Annotated in this window: 17 protein-coding genes, 6 tRNA genes and 1 other annotated feature; of the genes, 2 read left to right on the top strand and 21 right to left on the bottom strand. The window is 41.2% G+C overall.

What is annotated here, in order from left to right:
• The 9 genes from BMZ22_RS02960 to BMZ22_RS03000 all read right to left on the bottom strand — a co-directional run bounded on the left by BMZ22_RS02960 (nt 1) and on the right by BMZ22_RS03000 (nt 4,151).
• Nucleotides 1-612 (bottom strand): superoxide dismutase, encoded by a 612-nt coding sequence (locus tag BMZ22_RS02960; protein ID WP_090081094.1) that lies wholly within the window; start codon nt 610-612, stop codon nt 1-3.
• 204 nt (nt 613-816) lie between these two features.
• A tRNA-Phe gene (locus tag BMZ22_RS02965) sits at nt 817-889 on the bottom strand.
• 75 nt (nt 890-964) lie between these two features.
• Nucleotides 965-1,057 (bottom strand) — tRNA-Ser (locus tag BMZ22_RS02970).
• An 8-nt stretch (nt 1,058-1,065) separates the two neighbouring features.
• Nucleotides 1,066-1,142: transfer RNA gene (locus BMZ22_RS02975), tRNA-Ile, on the bottom strand.
• A 22-nt stretch (nt 1,143-1,164) separates the two neighbouring features.
• A tRNA-His gene (locus tag BMZ22_RS02980) sits at nt 1,165-1,240 on the bottom strand.
• A 16-nt stretch (nt 1,241-1,256) separates the two neighbouring features.
• Nucleotides 1,257-1,333, bottom strand: a tRNA-Met gene (locus BMZ22_RS02985).
• Between the two features lie 3 nt (nt 1,334-1,336).
• Nucleotides 1,337-1,411: transfer RNA gene (locus BMZ22_RS02990), tRNA-Asn, on the bottom strand.
• 248 nt (nt 1,412-1,659) lie between these two features.
• The gene (locus BMZ22_RS02995; RefSeq protein WP_090081098.1) at nt 1,660-3,285 is read right to left on the bottom strand and encodes a Na/Pi cotransporter family protein; all 1,626 of its coding nucleotides are present in this window, start codon (nt 3,283-3,285) and stop codon (nt 1,660-1,662) included.
• 230 nt (nt 3,286-3,515) lie between these two features.
• Nucleotides 3,516-4,151 (bottom strand): NfeD family protein, encoded by a 636-nt coding sequence (locus BMZ22_RS03000; RefSeq protein WP_090081101.1) that lies wholly within the window; start codon nt 4,149-4,151, stop codon nt 3,516-3,518.
• A gap of 75 nt (nt 4,152-4,226) precedes the next feature.
• Between BMZ22_RS03000 and BMZ22_RS03005 the strand changes: the two genes are divergently transcribed.
• Nucleotides 4,227-4,565 (top strand): hypothetical protein, encoded by a 339-nt coding sequence (locus tag BMZ22_RS03005; RefSeq protein ID WP_090081102.1) that lies wholly within the window; start codon nt 4,227-4,229, stop codon nt 4,563-4,565.
• A 59-nt stretch (nt 4,566-4,624) separates the two neighbouring features.
• On the opposite strand, the gene BMZ22_RS03010 is transcribed toward BMZ22_RS03005, so the two are convergent.
• Nucleotides 4,625-5,032: an MATE family efflux transporter gene (locus tag BMZ22_RS03010; RefSeq protein WP_090081106.1), complete on the bottom strand. Its 408-nt coding sequence runs from the start codon at nt 5,030-5,032 to the stop codon at nt 4,625-4,627.
• Nucleotides 5,033-5,195: 163 nt separating this feature from the next.
• On the opposite strand from BMZ22_RS03010, the gene BMZ22_RS03015 reads away from it, so the two are divergent.
• Entirely contained in the window at nt 5,196-5,480 is a 285-nt protein-coding gene (locus BMZ22_RS03015; protein ID WP_090081111.1) for a DUF2624 domain-containing protein, read from the top strand.
• 106 nt (nt 5,481-5,586) lie between these two features.
• Here BMZ22_RS03015 and BMZ22_RS03020 read toward each other — a convergent pair whose 3' ends face one another.
• From BMZ22_RS03020 to glyQ, 11 genes are all read right to left on the bottom strand, one after another.
• Nucleotides 5,587-6,480, bottom strand: coding sequence for a deoxyribonuclease IV (locus BMZ22_RS03020; RefSeq protein WP_090081116.1), 894 nt, complete (start codon nt 6,478-6,480; stop codon nt 5,587-5,589).
• Between the two features lie 15 nt (nt 6,481-6,495).
• Nucleotides 6,496-7,809: a DEAD/DEAH box helicase gene (locus tag BMZ22_RS03025; RefSeq protein ID WP_090081121.1), complete on the bottom strand. Its 1,314-nt coding sequence runs from the start codon at nt 7,807-7,809 to the stop codon at nt 6,496-6,498.
• A gap of 64 nt (nt 7,810-7,873) precedes the next feature.
• Nucleotides 7,874-8,986: a Nif3-like dinuclear metal center hexameric protein gene (locus tag BMZ22_RS03030; protein WP_090081124.1), complete on the bottom strand. Its 1,113-nt coding sequence runs from the start codon at nt 8,984-8,986 to the stop codon at nt 7,874-7,876.
• Entirely contained in the window at nt 8,967-9,680 is a 714-nt protein-coding gene (locus BMZ22_RS03035) for a tRNA (adenine(22)-N(1))-methyltransferase (RefSeq protein WP_090081127.1), read from the bottom strand. Before BMZ22_RS03035 ends, BMZ22_RS03030 begins: the two co-directional genes overlap by 20 nt.
• A gap of 111 nt (nt 9,681-9,791) precedes the next feature.
• Complete coding sequence (locus BMZ22_RS03040) at nt 9,792-10,205, bottom strand: c-type cytochrome (RefSeq protein WP_090081130.1); 414 nt, start codon at nt 10,203-10,205, stop codon at nt 9,792-9,794.
• A gap of 185 nt (nt 10,206-10,390) precedes the next feature.
• A complete protein-coding gene (gene rpoD, locus BMZ22_RS03045) occupies nt 10,391-11,515 on the bottom strand; it encodes an RNA polymerase sigma factor RpoD (protein ID WP_090081135.1) in 1,125 nt (374 codons plus the stop codon).
• A gap of 25 nt (nt 11,516-11,540) precedes the next feature.
• Nucleotides 11,541-13,355: a DNA primase gene (dnaG, locus tag BMZ22_RS03050; RefSeq protein WP_090081138.1), complete on the bottom strand. Its 1,815-nt coding sequence runs from the start codon at nt 13,353-13,355 to the stop codon at nt 11,541-11,543.
• A 762-nt stretch (nt 13,356-14,117) separates the two neighbouring features.
• Entirely contained in the window at nt 14,118-14,927 is an 810-nt protein-coding gene (locus BMZ22_RS03055; protein ID WP_090081140.1) for a pyruvate, water dikinase regulatory protein, read from the bottom strand.
• A 17-nt stretch (nt 14,928-14,944) separates the two neighbouring features.
• Entirely contained in the window at nt 14,945-15,574 is a 630-nt protein-coding gene (gene ccpN / locus BMZ22_RS03060; protein WP_090081147.1) for a transcriptional regulator CcpN, read from the bottom strand.
• A gap of 85 nt (nt 15,575-15,659) precedes the next feature.
• The gene (gene glyS, locus BMZ22_RS03065) at nt 15,660-17,738 is read right to left on the bottom strand and encodes a glycine--tRNA ligase subunit beta (protein WP_090081150.1); all 2,079 of its coding nucleotides are present in this window, start codon (nt 17,736-17,738) and stop codon (nt 15,660-15,662) included.
• A complete protein-coding gene (glyQ, locus tag BMZ22_RS03070; RefSeq protein ID WP_090081155.1) occupies nt 17,738-18,619 on the bottom strand; it encodes a glycine--tRNA ligase subunit alpha in 882 nt (293 codons plus the stop codon). The genes glyS and glyQ overlap by 1 nt, the downstream gene beginning before the upstream one ends.
• Nucleotides 18,620-18,843: 224 nt before the next feature.
• Nucleotides 18,844-19,016, bottom strand: a binding site (T-box leader).
• Nucleotides 19,017-19,049 lie beyond the last annotated feature (33 nt).

A 19,049-nucleotide genomic window follows, 5' to 3' on the forward strand; every position in this document is an offset into this window, starting at 1 on the left:
TTATTTTGCTTCTTCGTAATTTTTTGCTACTTGCTCCCAGTTAACCACATTCCAGAATGCAGCAACATATTCAGGACGCTTGTTTTGATACTTCAAGTAGTAAGCATGCTCCCAAACGTCCAGACCCAAAATAGGTGTTTTGCCATCCATTAAAGGTGTATCCTGGTTTGGTGTATCGGTAATTTCCAGCTCGCCGTTATTGACTACGAGCCAAGCCCATCCGGAGCCAAAACGCCCTTTTGCAGCAGCTTCAAATTCTTCTTTAAATTTGTCAAAGCTTCCAAATTTATTGTTGATTTTGTCAGCTAGTTCACCTGAAGGTTCACCGCCGCCATTTGGTGACATAACCTTCCAAAACAAGCTATGGTTCGCATGGCCCCCGCCGTTGTTGCGAACAGCAGTGCGAATATCTTCAGGAACAGCATCGAGATTACCTACTAAGTCCTCAAGTGATTTGTTCTCAAGGTCTGATTTGCCTTCAATTGCAGCATTCAGTTTTGTTACGTAGGTATTGTGATGCTTCGTGTGGTGAATGTTCATTGTTTCTTTGTCGATTGTAGGTTCTAAAGCATCATATGCGTATGGTAGTTCTGGTAGTTCAAATTTTGCCATTTTTAATGTCCTCCTTTAATTTTATTTACTAAAAGGATTGAATATTCACCCTTTATAATCAAGGCTATCAAAGCCTTTATGGTCATGCAAGTTAAATGCACTAAAGGAATGTGAATGATTTAACCTCTTTTATTTCTATTCCCGGAGATATAATTTATAAACGTTCACATATAAAAAAACAAGCCATCAGCTTGTTTAAAAAAGTGGCTCGGGACGGAATCGAACCGCCGACACACGGATTTTCAGTCCGTTGCTCTACCGACTGAGCTACCGAGCCATATCTGGTTTTCATTCTAACCTTCTTTTTGCATACCGAGTGTAACTTCTCATTCGGACTTAATCAAATTATGTATGGAGGAGGTAGAGGGATTCGAACCCCCGCGCGGTTTGACCCGCCTGTCGGTTTTCAAGACCGATCCCTTCAGCCAGACTTGGGTATACCTCCGAATTCAATGGTGGACCCTGCAGGATTCGAACCTGCGACCGATCGGTTATGAGCCGATAGCTCTGACCAGCTGAGCTAAGGGTCCGTATTAAATTTACATAAGATTATGGGGCGACCGGTGGGGATCGAACCCACGAATGCCGGAGCCACAATCCGGTGCGTTAACCACTTCGCCACGGCCGCCGTCAAGATTTATTTTTGGTGGCGGCGGAGGGGATCGAACCCCCGACCTCACGGGTATGAACCGTACGCTCTCGCCAGCTGAGCTACACCGCCAAATGGCTCCACAGGCAGGATTCGAACCTGCGACCGATCGGTTAACAGCCGATAGCTCTACCACTGAGCTACTGTGGAATAATAAAAATTCTGTTTCGAACGAGTGGTTTTTAATCAGCAACGAAATATAATTTACCACGTCCGACAAAATCTGTCAATAACCCTGAGACAACGAATTTTATGTAAAACAATCAAGGCATAACCAAACGAGCGACACTAAATACTATAGCATGTTCGTAAATTGTTTTCAATATGAAATTTACTTATTATAAAATTTTTTAGATTAGAAGAAAAAGGGTGCAAGAAGAATGCACCCTTTTTAGTAATTATTCACCTAAAACAGACTCTGCAATATTTGACGCGTGATCGCCTATTCGTTCAAGGTTGCTGATAATATCGACAAAAACAATTCCTGCAGAACCGGTACACAGCCCCTCGTTCATACGAATAATATGTTTTTTACGGTAATTGCGTTCCATTCTGTCAATTTGCTCTTCTTTCTGGACAACGGCAAGCGCTTCTTCACGGTCCATGTTGTCAAGCGCCTTTACTGCCTGCTTAACCGTCATAATGGTTAAATCAAACATATTATTCAAATCTTCCTGCGCCTGTTCTGTCAGATCTACTTTGTTGGAGATTTTATAGTCAATTAATTCGATGACATTTTCAAAATGGTCACCCATCCGCTCTATATCACGAACAGAATCCATTAATACTGTGTGCTTGGCACCTTCTGCCTCGGTCATTGATTCACCGGACATTTCGACTAAATAATCCGTAATTTCACGGTCGAGATTATTTAATGCACCTTCAATTTGCATTGACATCTCGGAATGTTTTTGATTTTGAGTTGTTAAATACAAGTTCGTTTCTTCCAAGCCTTTAGAGGCATAACCGCCCATTCGAATAATCTCTGCTTTTGCTTGATCCAAAGCCAATGTTGAAGATTGTTGGATGAAAATCGGATCCAAATGCTGCGGTTTATATTCGATTACTGTATCTTCACCAGGGATCATTTTGGTCACAATCCATGCCAGTGCACCGATAAACGGAAATTGAATAATAAGGTTTGCCAAGTTAAAGCTCCCGTGTGCAAATGCGATTGTCATTTCCGGATTAAGGCCCAGAGCAGATTGCAAATATTCAACATACTGTGTAAATAAACCAAGCAGTAAAATGACAACTATGGCACCTGCAAGGTTGAAAATCACATGAACATATGCGGTGCGTTTAGCTGCAACCGTGGCCCCGATTGAAGCCAGTACAGCTGTAATCGTGGTCCCGATATTATCACCGAATAATACCGGCAGAGCCGCCTCCAGGCTAATGGCGCCTTCAGAGAAAAGCCCTTGAAGAATACCGATTGTCGCTGATGAACTCTGAACAATAAACGTAAATAATGTACCAATCACAACACCTAATATAGAGTGTTCACTCATACTGAGCGTCAGATCCTGAAATGCCTGCACTTCACGCAGCGGTGACATACCACTGCTCATAAGTTCCAAGCCTAAAAACAAGGCACCAAATCCGAAGACGGCTTGTCCTACATTATTTATTTTCTGGCTCTTAAAGAAAAACAGAAGGAAACAGCCGACTGCAATAATAGGGAGTGCATACTCGCCAAGATCAATACCAATGATGAAAGCTGTAACAGTTGTACCCACATTGGCACCCATTATGACACCAATCGCCTGCCTGAGTGTCATAAAACCGGCATTGACCAGCCCGACGGTCAAAACAGTCGTCCCTGAACTGCTTTGAATTAAGATTGTTACAACAATTCCTGCCAGCACACCAAGAAATGGATTACTGGTCGTTTTGTCCAAAATATTACGGAGACGATCGCCGGCAGATCGCTGTAAGCCTTCTCCCATATATTTGATTCCAAGTAAAAATATACCCAGACCGCCGATAAACTCAAATATCAGTGTCTGCACATCGATATCCAAAAATAATTCCACCCTTCGAACCATGCTGAAATTTGTCGCATTCCTTCCCCATTATTAATGCTCGATTGACTTTTTGTAAAGACCATTGGTAAAAACTTAACATAAAATTTACATTCATTTATAGATCATTTATTAGTTACCCTTCCAGGCGACATTTCATTCTTAAACCGGTCACTTAAATAAACTATAAAAAACTCATGAACCTTTATGATTCATGAGTTTTACCTTGCTTATTTATCTTCCGTTTTTTGAACCAGTATTTTTGTTCCATCAACGTGAATGACTTTAATACTGCTGTTCCTCGGGATCCATTCAGCATTAGAAATGGCACTGTAATTCTTATTATCAATCCTTATTGTCCCTACAGGCCGCATATCGCTAAGTGTCATGCCTTGCTTGTTAATGAGCGCTTCATAATTCTCATTCATGCTATTATAACCTTTGTCTTTTGTCAGCTGATCATGCAGCGTTATTTTTGACCACATTTCCCTGTGTTTGAATACCTTTAGAAATAATAAAGAGGAAAACCCGCCAATCAGTACGCCAACAACAGCGTATAAGCCCGCAAATAAGTTAGGTGCAGCAAGAGCTACCGCCAGGAGCATACAGGATGCGCCGATTGTGGCCAATGTGCCGTCATTAATGACCTTGCCATCAATCATAATGAGTAATATTCCCACAAGGTAAATAATAAGCATAATAATAAATGAGCCTGTTTCAAGATAAGCTGCAAAAAAGACAACGATAAAGCCCATTCCGAGTATCCCAAAAAGCCCCCGCATATTGACGAGCAACTCACCAATAAGAAATAAAGTACCCAGACCTGTCAAAACAAAACCGATCCAATCTGATGAAAATATCTCCATTCCGACTCCCCCATTCCCTTACCACACTTATACGTATTAAGTTAAATGTTAGTTTCATTTTAAGGGGGGAAGAATATGAACACAATTAATAAAGTAATTCTCTATATATTTTTATTCCTTTTCCTTTTAAGTGTCCACCATGATCTGACAGCCGGCACTTATGGAAACAACAAGCCTGAGGGGCCAAATAAAACGCAAACCCAGAGGATGATGAAAGAGGAGCAAATTGAAATTTTAAAAGTTCAGGCAGGCCATGGGGACACCGTATTATCCATAGTAGAGCGAATAAATGAGGGACACAGCGAAAGTTTGGATATTTCCCGGATTATGAAAGACTTTAAATTGTTAAATAACGATGTTAAACCGACAGAAATCCAAGCAGAAGAATATTATTACTTTCCGTTATATAAGTGAAAATAAATAATTGCGATATTGATAAAGGGGCTGAATTAATATTCAGCCCCTTTATCTCTCTAAACGTATGGAAGTATAAACAGTGTGATCAAGATTGAAATGGCACCTGCGATAATCGCGGTATTACCCAGTGTTTCCGCACCTCGGTTTCTGGATACAAATCCCATTATAATCCCTGCGCCGCCAAGAATAATCGGCATCATAAAATATGAAATAATGGACAGTGCCACCGCAATCCATCCAAAAGCACCGTTCACTTCCATGCCACCTTCATCAGTATCTGCTCTTGCTTCAACATCATCAGCGGTCATTTCATTAGCAAATTCCTCATCCCGCCTGCTTTGGGTTTCTCCTATACGTGACTGGGCACCATCAAAGTTGGTGGCGACCACATCATTTGAATCAGTGTGAGTTTCCGGTTTTGGAGCATTTTCTGCGCTTTCCAAACGGTTTTTATCTTCATCCATCAGCATGACCTCGCTTTCGTTGGTGAGGTGCAATTATAGTTTATGGATGGTCTGTCAATATAAAGCTGGTAGTTAATGGGAAAATTTAAATCTTAATAGCAGTTAATATTTCCTCCTTCCCACATATAATGGAACTAATAATTGTTTGAAAGGGACTGAGTGAATGTCAACTATTCTTAAACAGCTGATTAACAAAAAATTAAAGCAACTTTCTTCCGAGGACCTCCTTCGATACGCGCATCAGTACGGTTTTTCAATCAATCGTAAACAAGCTAAAGAGATAACAGCTTATATGCACAAAAATCCAATCAATCCATTTGAATATGAAGAGCGGATGAAAATGTTTAAGGAACTTGCACGCATCACCGATGAAAAAACAGCTGACAAAGCGCAAAAATTATTTGTGGAAATTATTAAGTCCTATGGCTTGGAAGGTTTGTTCAATTAAATAAAGATTTTTTTGGATTTGACTGTTCGTGTAAAATGTAGGGGGTTAAAATACTGAGAACAAAAGCTTCTGGACGTAGAGCTTTTTGTTCTCAGGTAACAAGCAATTACTGGTTCATTATTTTTTCTTTTAGGTCATTATCAAACTCACCATTCTTGATCATCTCAATTTCAAATTTATATGGCGGTTTTTTGTTTTTCTTATCTTCTCCTACAAAAGGTGTTTCCAATATCTTAGGCTGTTCCTGTAACTGCGGGTGGTTAATAACATAGTGCAATGCTTCAAAGCCGATGTGCCCGAACCCTATATTTTCGTGTCGGTCCTTATGTGCGCCCCGCTCATTTTTGCTGTCATTAACATGCACAACCTTAATTCTGTCCAGTCCAATAATTTTGTCAAATTCATTCAAAATACCGTCAAAGTCATTTACAACATCATAGCCGCCATCATGAACATGGCATGTATCCAGACAAACCGAAAGTTTTTCATTATGTGTTACCCCATCAATTATCTGTGCCAGTTCATCAAATGTACGACCAATTTCCGAACCTTTTCCTGCCATGGTTTCAAGTGCTATTTGTACATCCTGATTTTTGTCGAGTACTTCATTCAATCCTTCGATAATTTTCTCAATTCCCTTATCAGCTCCTGCACCAACATGTGACCCTGGATGCAATACAATCTGATTTGATCCAAGCGCGGCTGTTCGGTCGATTTCATTTCTTAAAAAATCAACGCCCAGTTCAAATGTTTCAGGTTTTGTCGTATTGCCGATATTAATGATATACGGCGCATGTACGACAAGATCAACGATGCCGTTTTCTTTCATATGGGCTTTTCCTGCTTCAATATTTAATTCATCGATTGACTTTCTTCGTGTGTTCTGTGGTGCTCCCGTATAAATCATAAATACGTTGGAATCATACGATACTGCTTGTTCACTGGAGCCCTGAAGCATTTTTTTTCCACTCATTGATACATGTGACCCAATTTTCAGCATATCCTCACCCCGTCATTATTTTCGGCGTTTATTTGATTTCGACGCCATTTGCTTTTTTATTTTTGCTTGGTCATTTTTCATTTTCTTCTTATAACCTGGTTTTACTTTCTTCGGTTTTTTAACTTTCTTCCATGCTTCAGAATCCGTGCTGGAATCTGTTTTTTGGCGATTTTTTCGTTCATTCCAAGCCTTGGCTTCTTTCCATTCTCCATCTTTCACTTCCCGGAACGAAAATGAGAGCCCTTTTTGTTTTAATTTTTCCAGAAGATGGTGATCGTGCTCATCATATAAACTAATCACTGTGCCTTCCATGCCGGCACGCGCAGTCCGGCCTGCCCGATGCAGGTAAAAATCTTCTTCCTTGGGGAGCCGGGCGTTAATAACATGACTGACGCCTTTAATATCGATGCCCCGTGAAGCGAGATCGGTTGCTACAATATATTGGTAGCGAAGGTTTTGAATATCTTTCAGTGTTCGTTTTCTTTCTCTAGGTGAAAGCCCGCCATGAATGACCCCAACATCAAGACCTTTCTGCTGTAACGAAGCCGTCAGATTGTCTGCTTCATCTTTTCCATTTGCAAAAATGATGCTTATATAAGGATGCATGGTTTTTGAAATATCGATGATTAAATCGGAAGCTTCCCGATGCCGAATCGGTACCATCACGTGTTCCATTTTTTCAGGGGCCAATTGATCGTCAATTTTGACATGCAGCGGATTTTCAAGATATTTACGATAAAATTGCTCCAACTGCTGTGGTATGGTAGCAGAAAAAGCCAGGATCTGAATCGTTTCATCTATTCGCAAAAGTAATTGGTCAACTTCCCGAATAAAACCCAGTTCCAGCATTAAATCAGCTTCATCAATTACAAATGAAGAAGCACTATAAATTGAGATTGCCTCTTCTTGGACCATATCAAGTATTCGTCCCGGCGTCCCGACAATAATGTGGGGTGGTTCTTTTAATTTATCCATCATTTTTTGTTTATCGGTTCCGCCAACCAGCAGCTTCGCAATCCATGTTCCCTGCATTCCTGCATAGTCAATAACCTTTCTGACCTCGTCATAAATTTGCCTGGCAAGCTCCCGGGTAGGCGCCGTCAGCACCAATTTGACTTCACGTTTGGTTGCATCCAGCTGGTTAAAAAGCGGCAATAAATAGGCGTGCGTTTTTCCTGAACCAGTGTGCGATTGGCCTATCACGCTTGTCCCTTTCAGAACGGGGCGAATCACCTGCTGTTGAATCGGCGTCGGAGTTTGAAATTTTAATTGCTCAATCACAGCTTTTATTTCAGGCTGAAATGAAAATTCATTAAATCGATGACTCATTAGATTAATCTCCTTTTAAATGCCGGCTAAACGATTGCTAACACAGTCTCTTCACGGTTTAGCATTAAATAAATTGAAACGGATCGGTGTTTGATTGGGAAACTGCGATATTTAAGTTTTCTTCAAAAAAGTCATCCAAAAATGATTTCGTATACGATGTCATTACTTTTTCAGCATAGTGGCCGGGATCGATAACTGACAGCCCCATTTCAGACGCATCCTGGGCTGAATGGAATGTCATATCACCTGTAATATATACATCGGCCCCCATGTGTTTTGCCTTTTTAATATATTTTTCGCCGCTGCCACCCAATACAGCCACCGTTTTGATATTTCGGTCCAAATCCCCGGTCACTCTGATATTTTGAACATCAAGTTCGTTTTTAACGCGCGTGCACAATGTTTTTAAACTAATTTGTTCATTCAATGTGCCAATTCGTCCGACCCCGTATACATTACCGCTGTTTTCAACCGGGTAAATATCATACGCTGCTTCTTCATACGGATGCGCCTCGATCATAGCATTAATAACAGGTGTCATTTTGGCTGCAGGAATGATTGTCTCGATTTTGACTTCATCGACAAATTCCAATTCTCCCTGAGCGCCAATATAAGGATCTGAACCTTCAAGCGGTTTAAACGTACCCTGCCCCTGCGACTGAAACGTACAATGGCTATAATCACCGATATGACCGGCACCTTTCCGACTCATGGCGTCACGTACCTCATCAGCATGGCTCCTTGGAACAAACACAGCAATTTTCACCAATTTCTCGGTATAGTTTTTATCAAGTACAATCGGGTTATTAATTCCGAGTAAGTTGCACATAATATCGTTCATGCCACCATCTGCCGCATCAAAATTCGTGTGAGCTGCATAAACAGAAATGTCATATTTCATCAACTTTTGAATGATGCGCCCTTTGGCTGTTTCCAAATTGATTTGGTTTAATGGTTTAAATAATAACGGATGATGCGCGATGATCAAATCAATATTATTCTCGACAGCCTCATCCACCGTTGCTTCCAATACATCCAACGTAATCATTATATTTTTTACAGGTTTACCAAAGGAACCGATTTGCAATCCGACATTATCCCAATCATAAGCAAGGTGTTTCGGCGCCCATGTCTCCATAGCTTTGAAAACCTCTGCATTACGTATCTCTGCTGCCATCGTGCAAAACCTCCTCTATCCAGTCTAATTCATTTTTGAACATATCAAGTTTGCCATAATTTGGCGATTCTGCCCGTTTCATCTGTTCGATAACCCGCATACGTTTTTTATATTCATGGTTCCACTTTATTTTAAACAGGTCCGTCTTCGCGTTCAAGAGACATGGACCGAATAATAATTGCCTTTCCGTCAGTTCCTGAGAAACATCATGTTTATCAGCGATTATTATTTCGTAAATATGCCCATTTTCTTCGATTATCTTTTCCTTTGAAATCGAATAACCATTCGTACTGAACCAATAACGAACATTCCGTTCATCAACATTCGGCTGAACAATTATTCGCTCTACACTGCCTAAACGGGATTTGCCTTCTTCCAATATTGTCTTTATCAGTGCGCCGCCCATACCGGCAATAACCACCAGGTTCACTTCATTATTATTTAAGATTTGAAGTCCGTTTCCAAGCCTGACTTCAATTCTATCTTGGAGATCAAAACGCTGCACTGCATTTTGAGCACTTTGCCAAGGCCCTTCATTCACTTCACCGGCTATCGCTTTTGCGTGCTTATCGTTTAAACAGACAAAACAAGGAAGATATGCATGGTCTGAACCGATATCAGCAAACTTAGTGCCTTCCGGAATAAACGCAGCGACTTCTTGCAGTCGCCTGGAAAGTTTAACTGTACTAGTCATGGGAGTCTCCTTATGAATCCATACCTTTATAAGAGCATAAAAGAGCAAGCCTGCTGCAAGTCCAGTAAGCTTACTCTTTTAGCATTAACATTAAAATTTATTGTCTCATGATTATTGCTGCTCGGACAGCCATTGTGCTACAGCTTCAGCGTCTTCACCCTGAACCAGACCTGCAGGCATTCCGGCATCAGGGAAGCCATCTGCAATAATTTGCTTAATCTCATCTTTGGAATAAGTGCTTCCGACCGAATCAAGAGCTGGTCCGGCGCCGCCGGATAAGTCTCCTCCATGGCAGCTTGCACAGTTATTCTGATAAACTTCTTCACCGTTTGCAGCTGTTTCACCGTTACCGGAACCGTCACCATCGCCGGATCCGTCTTCTTGCTGTTCGTTCTGTTCTCCGCCGCCGCTTTCTTCTTCTTGAATAGCTTCTTGCTGATCAAGACCGACAACTGACACGACAATAACTAACAGAATGCCTATGCCGGCAATCAGAGCATATGGTATGACTGCATTTTTACCCATCGTAGTTCCTCCTTATGTATAATCCTTTTCAGTTAAAAATGCATAACTATTTATAGTTTACTCCAAAAACAGCTATAATGAAAGCAAAATATTTATAGCATTTTTAATCCCCATCTTTTTAATGGCCATCCATATTATGTATGGTAGTCATTGCACACAACGATTGTGTTCAATGACTGTAAAGACTATTCGAGAAAATCTTTCAAACGCTTGCTCCGGCTTGGGTGCCGCAGTTTTCGCAATGCTTTGGCTTCAATTTGGCGAATTCTTTCGCGTGTGACACCAAATACTTTGCCGACTTCCTCCAATGTCCTTGTTCTTCCATCATCAAGCCCAAAACGAAGACGCAACACATTCTCTTCCCGATCGGTAAGCGTATCGAGAACATCTTCCAATTGCTCCTTCAGCAATTCATACGAGGCGTGGTCTGAGGGTGACACGGCTTCCTGATCTTCAATGAAATCACCCAAATGTGAATCATCTTCTTCCCCGATTGGTGTTTCCAGTGAGACAGGCTCTTGCGCAATTTTTAGAATTTCCCGCACTTTGTCCGGTGAAAGCTCCATTTCTTGTCCAATCTCTTCAGGGGTTGGTTCCCTGCCAAGATCCTGCAGAAGCTGCCGCTGAACACGGATAAGTTTGTTTATCGTCTCAACCATGTGCACCGGTATTCTAATTGTACGTGCTTGGTCCGCTATAGCACGTGTAATGGCCTGACGAATCCACCAAGTAGCATACGTACTGAATTTGAATCCTTTTCGGTAATCAAATTTCTCAACAGCTTTAATTAAACCCATATTGCCTTCCTGAATCAAGTCAAGAAAAAGCATGCCGCGGCCGACATAACGCTTGGCAATACTGACAACAAGGCGCAAGTTAGCTTCTGACAGCCGTCTTTTTGCCTCTTCATCACCGTTTTCAATACGCGTAGCCAAATCGATTTCTTCAGCAGCCGATAATAAATCGACCCTGCCTATTTCCTTCAAATACATTCGAACAGGATCATTTATTTTGATGCCAAGCGGAACACTGAGATCATTTAAATCAAATTCTTCCTCTTTGGCAATTTCCTGCATTTTCGGATCCTCTTCTGAATCACCGATAATTTCTACACCTTGCTCTGTCAGGTACTCATAAAATTCATCCATCTGCTCTGATTCAAGTGCAAAAGCAGACAGACGATCTGCAACTTCTTCATAAGCCAATGCGCCGCGCTTTTTCCCCATTTCAAGCAATTGATCTTTCGCTTGCTCAAGGGTTAATTCAGTATTATTGTTTTCTTTTGTCTGTGAGGGCTTATTTTCAGCCATGAGTCCCCCTCCTTTCCAACTGCAGTCATTTTATCTTCTTCCATTGCTTTTGAATTTCAATAATTTGCATTGCTATCTCAGCAGCTTTTATTGGGTCATTTTGTTGTTCTGCAATTTTTTGGTGCTCTTTTAGTGTCTGAATATCCTGCTTCTTGTAATTTTCAGCAAGAATTGTTTTAATATAATCATTAATCTCTTCGTTTGTAATACTATCCTGTACGGGCATCATTGCAATTTCTGTAACCAGCTGTTTAAGCCTGTCATCATTCAGCATTTCAAGAAACATGCTCACATCAGGCTCTTGGTGGGCTTCAAAATAGGCGTATAAATTAGTTGCAATGATTTTATGATCGTCCATATTAAAGGACGCACCTATTTCCTCCTGCACTTTATCAGTAATAACCGCATCTTGCAACATATATGCAAGCAGCTGTCGTTCGGCGTTTTGAAAAGCCGGCAGCAATTTTTTCATATAATTATCATTTGGTGCCCTATTAGTATATCTGTTCTTATTTATCTTATCCTTGCCAGTTCCCAACTTTTGGCGGTAATTCGCTATTTCCTGTGTTAATGAATCCATTGATACACTAAAGGAATCACTTATCTCTTGTAGATAATATTCCCGTTCAATGGAGCTATCAATCGTTGCAAGAAATTCCAGTACTTTTTCAATATATTGGATGCGGTCTCCTTCAAGTGTCAAATTGTAGTCTTTCTTAAGATACCGCATATAAAAGTTAGTGAAAGTTAAGCTTGACTCGATAACTTCTTTTTGGAATGCTTCAGCACCAAACGCCTTAATAAAATCATCGGGGTCCATGTTGTCGCGCAAGTTCGCTATCTTAACGTGACAACCAGTCTTCTTAAGCAAAGTCGCAGCTTTATAAGCCGCTTCATTACCCGCACTGTCAGCGTCATAACAAATAATAACTGTATCGACATACCTTCTGAGGAGTCTTGCCTGTGCTTCTGTCAGCGATGTGCCTAACGTAGCTACAGCATTTTTAACGCCGGCCTGAGAGGCTGATATAACATCCATATACCCTTCAAATAAAACAGCTTCACTTTGCTTGCGAATATGCTTTTTGGCTATATCAAAGTTATACAGAAGCTTTCCTTTTTGGAAAATTTCACTTTCAGGACTATTTAAATATTTTGGTTCCTGCTCCGTTATGGATCTTCCGCCGAACGCAACTGTTTTGCCAAGATGATTCCGGATTGGGAAAATAACTCTGCCACGGAATCTGTCTGAAACAGTATTGTCCTCAGATAACGATAATAGCCCTGCTTTAACTAAAAGTTGCTGGTGAAACCCTTTTTTCTTTAGAAATTCAGCAGTAAAACCTTTAATGTTCGGCGCAAAACCAAGCTGAAATTCATCGATGGTCGCATCTTCTATTCCCCGGTCCTTAAAATACTGGTAGCCTTCTTTGCCATCTTTTGTGAAACGGAGCAGATGATGGTAAAGTTTTGCAATCCATTCGGACGCTGAGAGAATACTTTGGCTTTCCTGGGAAGCAGAGGATTCCCGCTGATCAGACAGTTCCGGCAACTCAACACCGCTCTTGCCTGAAAGCAGCCTTAAAGCCTCATAAAAAGAGTAACCTTCTATTTCCATGACGAATGTTATGACATTTCCGCCTTTTCCACATCCGAAACAATGAAAAATTTGTTTTTCCTGTGTAACCGAAAACGACGGTGTCTGTTCGCCATGAAATGGACAAAGCCCAAAAAAATTACGACCTTGTTTTTTCAATTGGATATACTCACCAATGACATCAACTATGTCGTTGGAACGACGAACTTCTTCTATAATCTCTTCAGATACCTGATTGGGCATTTGTACCACCATGCTTATATTATTCGATATTCAGGAAGAAAATCCTTCATGTTTCGACAATCTTTTTGGCAAAGTCGAAAAAAATTCCTCCCATTGGTAAGAATAAAATAGTCTGTCCGAAATTTTCGGCTCCCTGATTAACCATTAGAAGGGCGTTATACTGTATTATTGTACCTCTGGAAGCACTTATATAAACGTACTTTGCGAGCAATTACCCACATACCTTTTATTCTACATTGCTGCTGGTTATTCCTCCTTGGGAAATAATGTTTTATTTTTCTGAATTGTGATCTGTGGAAAAATGAACGATTAATACATTTTTTACACAAATTATAATTATAATATAAAAGCCTGAAATATGCCATGAAAATGTAATGAGAAAAAGGAGATTTCCAGAACACTTCTGTTTCAAGACAAAATCCATAAACTGCGACGTACTTTAAATAGAAGTTGGGTCTTCAGCTACCGCTCCGGAAATACACGCCGCTTTCCGCGGGCGGCTGGTGAGCCCACGGAAAGCGACGAGCAAATCTTCCACCGAATCCGCTACGAGTTGCGAGGAGTGCTGCGTACAAAAGAGCATGCAACACGACGAGCACCATGTATATTCCAGCTGCGTCGCTCGAGAGGCTAATTAATTTTCACTAGTTCGCAGTTTACATCAATTGCGTAATTGCGCCGATTGAGGATCGGTCGTTTATTGGAAAGCGTACCAAAGCAAAACATCCCGCGTTTACCTGCAGGATGTTTTGCTTTCTTTGGTCAAGATTTATTCTTAATCATGCGCATAATTGTGTTGGCTGTCTCTTCCACAGCTTTATAGGATACATCGACAACGTTGCAGCCAATTTTTTCAACAACTTTATCAAAGTATTCCAATTCCTGATGAATACGTTCCAGATTGGCATAAGATGCCTGATCGCCAAGACCTAAGGCCTTAAGGCGTTCTTTTCTAATATCGTTCAGTTTTTCTGGATTAATCTTGAGTCCAATACATTTATCAGGGTTTACTTCATACAGTTCTTCAGGAGGCTCAACTTCCGGCACGATTGGAACGTTGGCAACTTTCAACCGCTTATGAGCCAAATATTGTGATAAAGGTGTCTTAGAAGTACGGGAGACCCCGATTAAAATGATATCTGCTCGATTAATACCTCTGGGGTCCCTGCCATCGTCGTACTTAACCGCAAATTCGATAGCTTCAACCCGCTTGAAATAATCTTCATCGAGCTGGTGCACAAGCCCTGGCTCTAATCGAGGGCTCCTGCTGAAAGCACGCTTCATTGCATCCATCATCGGGCCCATAATGTCAATAGCTTCCATACTCATTTTACTTGCCTGACGATTAATATACTTTCGTAATTCAGGGTCGACAAGGGTGAAGCCGACGACTCCCTGTTTTTCTTGAGCAAGCTGCAATGTTTCATCGATTGTTTTCTTATCTTCAACATAAGGGACCCGCTGAATTTGATATTCCCCATCATTAAACTGACTTAAGCCTGCTTTAATGACTAATTCAGCCGTTTCACCTACCGAATCGGAGAGAACGTAAACGAGTTTTTTCTCTGCCATGGCTAATGCTCCTCCTCTTAAAAGTGCTCCTCCATAATAAGTTCAACAAATATTTTAGTGATTGTTGTTTTGGTTATCCGGCCGACAATCTCAGTACCTTTTTCTGTATCTTTGACAACCGGAAGACCATCAATTTGATTATCCATCAATTTCTTGGCAGCTTCAACAATCAGGTCATCACGATAGCAAACAGTGATATTAGGCATTCGGGTCATTATAATATGTACCGGAATGGCGTTTAAGTCCTGGTTGCCAATGCTAGCCCGCAGTAAATCTTTTCTGGAGAGAACACCTGTCAATCGCGAATTTTCATCTGTAACAAAAAGCGTACCTACATCTTCCAGAAACATTGTCGAAATAGCGTCATAAACTGACGCGCCTTCTTTAACAACAATGGGTACTGACTGATATTCATAAACTTTAAATTTCTTAATTGTCTCAGTAAACAGCTCTGCCCCGGTCTTCCCTGTGTAAAAATAACCAACACGGGGTCTTGCTTCCAAAAAGCCTGCCATTGTAAGAATAGCTAAATCAGGACGAAGTGTAGCCCGTGTCAAATTTAGCCGTTCTGCAATATTTTCACCGGTTATCGGACCATTTTCTTTAACAATTCCGATAATCTGTTCCTGTCTATTTGATAACTCCACTTTTCCACCACCTGCAAGCTAAATGTGTCATACCACTTTCCAATATTATACACGCTATATGGTGAAAAAGAAAATAATGATAACATTAAAAATGTTGTTTCCATTCAATTGCCGATAGATCTGCATAATCATAAATGAGTGATGCAATGTTATGAAGTAACGCCAACCGATTTCTTCGCACCGCTTCATCATCGGTCATCACCATATTATAATCAAAAAAGTCGTGTATCGGCTGTGCAAGACGACCTAGTTCATCAAGTGCATTTCTGGCTTCTTGCTGCTGATTAATTTTTGTATAAGCTTTTTCCACGGATAGATACGTATCATATAGCTTTTGTTCAGATTCTGTTTTGAAAACCGATTCAGAAATTGTCATTTCCTCTGTCTTAGCCGCCAGATTCAATACGCGGACTAATGCTTCCTGAACTGGCTTAAAATCGGGATTATTCCGCTCGTAGGATAATAGTTCAGCTTTTTGCGCTGTATAAGGAATTACGCCAATCTTATTATATAACACAGCTTCTATAACATCTTGTTCAATCGAAGTTTCTTTTAAAAGATATGTGACACGGTGTCTGAAAAACTGTGCCGTTTCTGTTCTTGCTTGAACTTTTTCTGTTTCACTGAACTGATCATACTGCTGTTCAGCCAAATCGAGCAAAGACTCAACGCTAATATCCCATTCATAAGCGTTAAGAATTCTTAAAACACCGGTTGCTTGCCTTCTCAGTCCATATGGATCCTGAGAACCCGTTGGAATTAATCCTGCTGAAATACAGCCGGCTATCGTATCCAGCTTATCAGCAACACTGACAATCGCGCCTTCAACTGTTTGTGGAAGCTCTCCATCAGCCTGAACAGGCAAGTAATGCTCAGCAACGGCTCTTGCAGAAGCCTTGTTTTCACCCGCGTTCAACGCATATGTTTCACCGATAATCCCTTGCAGTTTCGTAAATTCGTTCACCATATTTGTCGGCAAATCAAATTTGCAAATTTCAGCTGCCCTAATAGTGTTTGACAGCGTTTCGCCATCCAGCTCAAGCATATCAGATAACGCTTTGGCAATCGCGGTAATACGGCGCACTTTATCAGCAATCGTCCCCAATTTTTCCTGAAAAACAATCCGTTGCAACTTTTCCAAATAAAAGTCAATGGACTGTTTTTGATCTTCTTCATAGAAAAACTGTGCATCCGACAACCTTGCCCGAAGAACCTTTTCATTCCCTTTGACAACCGTCTGGAGGGCATAATCGTCCCCGTTCCGAACACCTGCAAAGTACGGAAGCAGCTTTCCATCCATTGATTTGACAGGAAAGTAACGCTGATGCTCTTTCATCGATGTTATCAAAACATCCGGCGGCAAATTGAGATAGGAAGGGTTGAAAGAACCAATGAAAACTGATGGATATTCCACCAGATTTGTCACTTCCTGCAGTAATTCACTATCTTCAGGGATGTAAAAATCATGATTACTTGCTGCCGCTTCCATTCCATCGACAATCATTTGTTTGCGTTTTTCCGGATCGGCGATAACAGACTGCTTTTCCAACGCAGCTTCATAATCAGCTGGTACTTCCAATGTCACTGCCTCGCCGAGAAACCGGTGGCCAAACGTTCTATTACTGCTACTGACGCCTGCAATCTCAAAAGGGATAATCTCGTCCCCAAATAAAGCAGCCATCCACCGTATAGGCCGGGCATAGCGCAGTGTTTGTTCGCCCCAGCGCATACTTTTCGAAAATTGAATGGATGTGATTATTTGACTTAACTCTGGCAATAACGCTCTCGTTGGTTCGCCGATAATCTGCTTGGTAACAAAAATATATGAAATTCCTTTAACATCCTTGATGTAAATATCATCTACTGTTTTACCCTGGCCTTTTGTAAAGCCAATTGCGGCTTTTGTCCAATTGCCTTCTTCATCCTGAGCAATTTTTAACGCCGGACCTTTAATTTCTTCTTCAAGTGACGTCTGTTTCTCAGCGGCCTCTCTGACAAGTACGGCCAGTCTGCGGGGCGTTGAGAAGGACAAAATCGACTCATAAGCTATCCGTGACTGATTAAACCATTCTTCCGTTTTGTCAATCAGCTGTTTTTCTGCGTTGTTTACAAAACGGGCCGGAAGCTCTTCCAGGCCTATTTCAATGAGTACATCTTTTGCCATTATTCTGCCTCCTCCTTCTTCAGCATCGGAAACCCTAATCGTTCCCGTTCTGCCACATAAGTTTTGGAAATGCTTCTGGCCAGATTACGGATTCTCGAAATGTAACCTGTCCGTTCTGTTACGGATATGACGCCTTTTGCATCCAGTAAATTGAATGTGTGCGAACATTTCAATACATAATCGTACGCAGGGAAGACCAATCCTTTTTCCATCGTCTGTCTTGCTTCATTCTCATACATCGTAAATAATTGAAAAAGCATATCAGTATCGGATTCTTCAAACGTATATTTCGAATGCTCATATTCCGGCTGAAAGAAAATATCGTTAACCGTGACGCCGTTTGTCCACTCCAGATCAAAAACATTTTCTTTATCCTGAATATAAGAAGCCAGTCGTTCGATTCCATACGTCAGCTCAACCGAGACGGGATTTGCTTCAAGTCCGCCTATTTGCTGAAAATAAGTGAACTGAGTGATTTCCATCCCATCAAGCCAGACCTCCCAACCGAGACCGGCTGCACCGAGCGTAGGGTTTTCCCAATTGTCCTCAACAAACCGTATATCGTGTTCCAATGGATTAATTCCAAGTACCTTAAGCGAATCCAAATACAAATCTTGAATATTATCCGGTGAGGGTTTCATAATGACTTGAAACTGATGATGCTGATACAACCGGTTGGGATTTTGCCCGTATCGCCCGTCTGCAGGCCTTCTTGATGGCTCTACGTAAGCCACATTCCATGGTTCCGGTCCTAAACTTCTGAGCAGTGTCATCGGTGACATTGTCCCTGCTCCCTTTTCCACATCATACGCCTGCATCAGTATGCAATTCTGATCTGACCAATGTTTTTGCAGTGCTAAAATCATTTCCTGAATTGTCATAATTTTATCCTCCATATCTTTGGAAATAAAGTGAAACTCCAATCAGTGGGGTTAAAAAGGAACAAAGGCTAAGTTCGTCATGTCAATAGCAGCGCCTTTGTGACCCGCATTCGCAGGCCCGAAACGAATCGGACATTTACTGGCACTTAGCTTTCGTACTTTGAAAGATTAGTACCAGTTAAACGCGGGATAAAAAAACCGTCCCTATACCGGTATGCTGCCGGTATAGGGACGGAGAATAATCCGCGGTTCCACCCTACTTGCTCCTTTTATGAAAGAGCCACTTTATCGCAATTGCTCCGGAGCGCCGTTCCTTATCTCCTGTTATCCGGCTCCCACCATTCCGGATTCGCTTTTAACATGACCAATAAGTACTCTTCTCCGTCAATGCAACTGATATTTGTTAATTATGTATCAAAATATTACGATA

This window comes from Lentibacillus persicus (genome assembly GCF_900112705.1).
Classification (GTDB): Bacteria; Bacillota; Bacilli; order Bacillales; family Amphibacillaceae; genus Lentibacillus; species Lentibacillus persicus.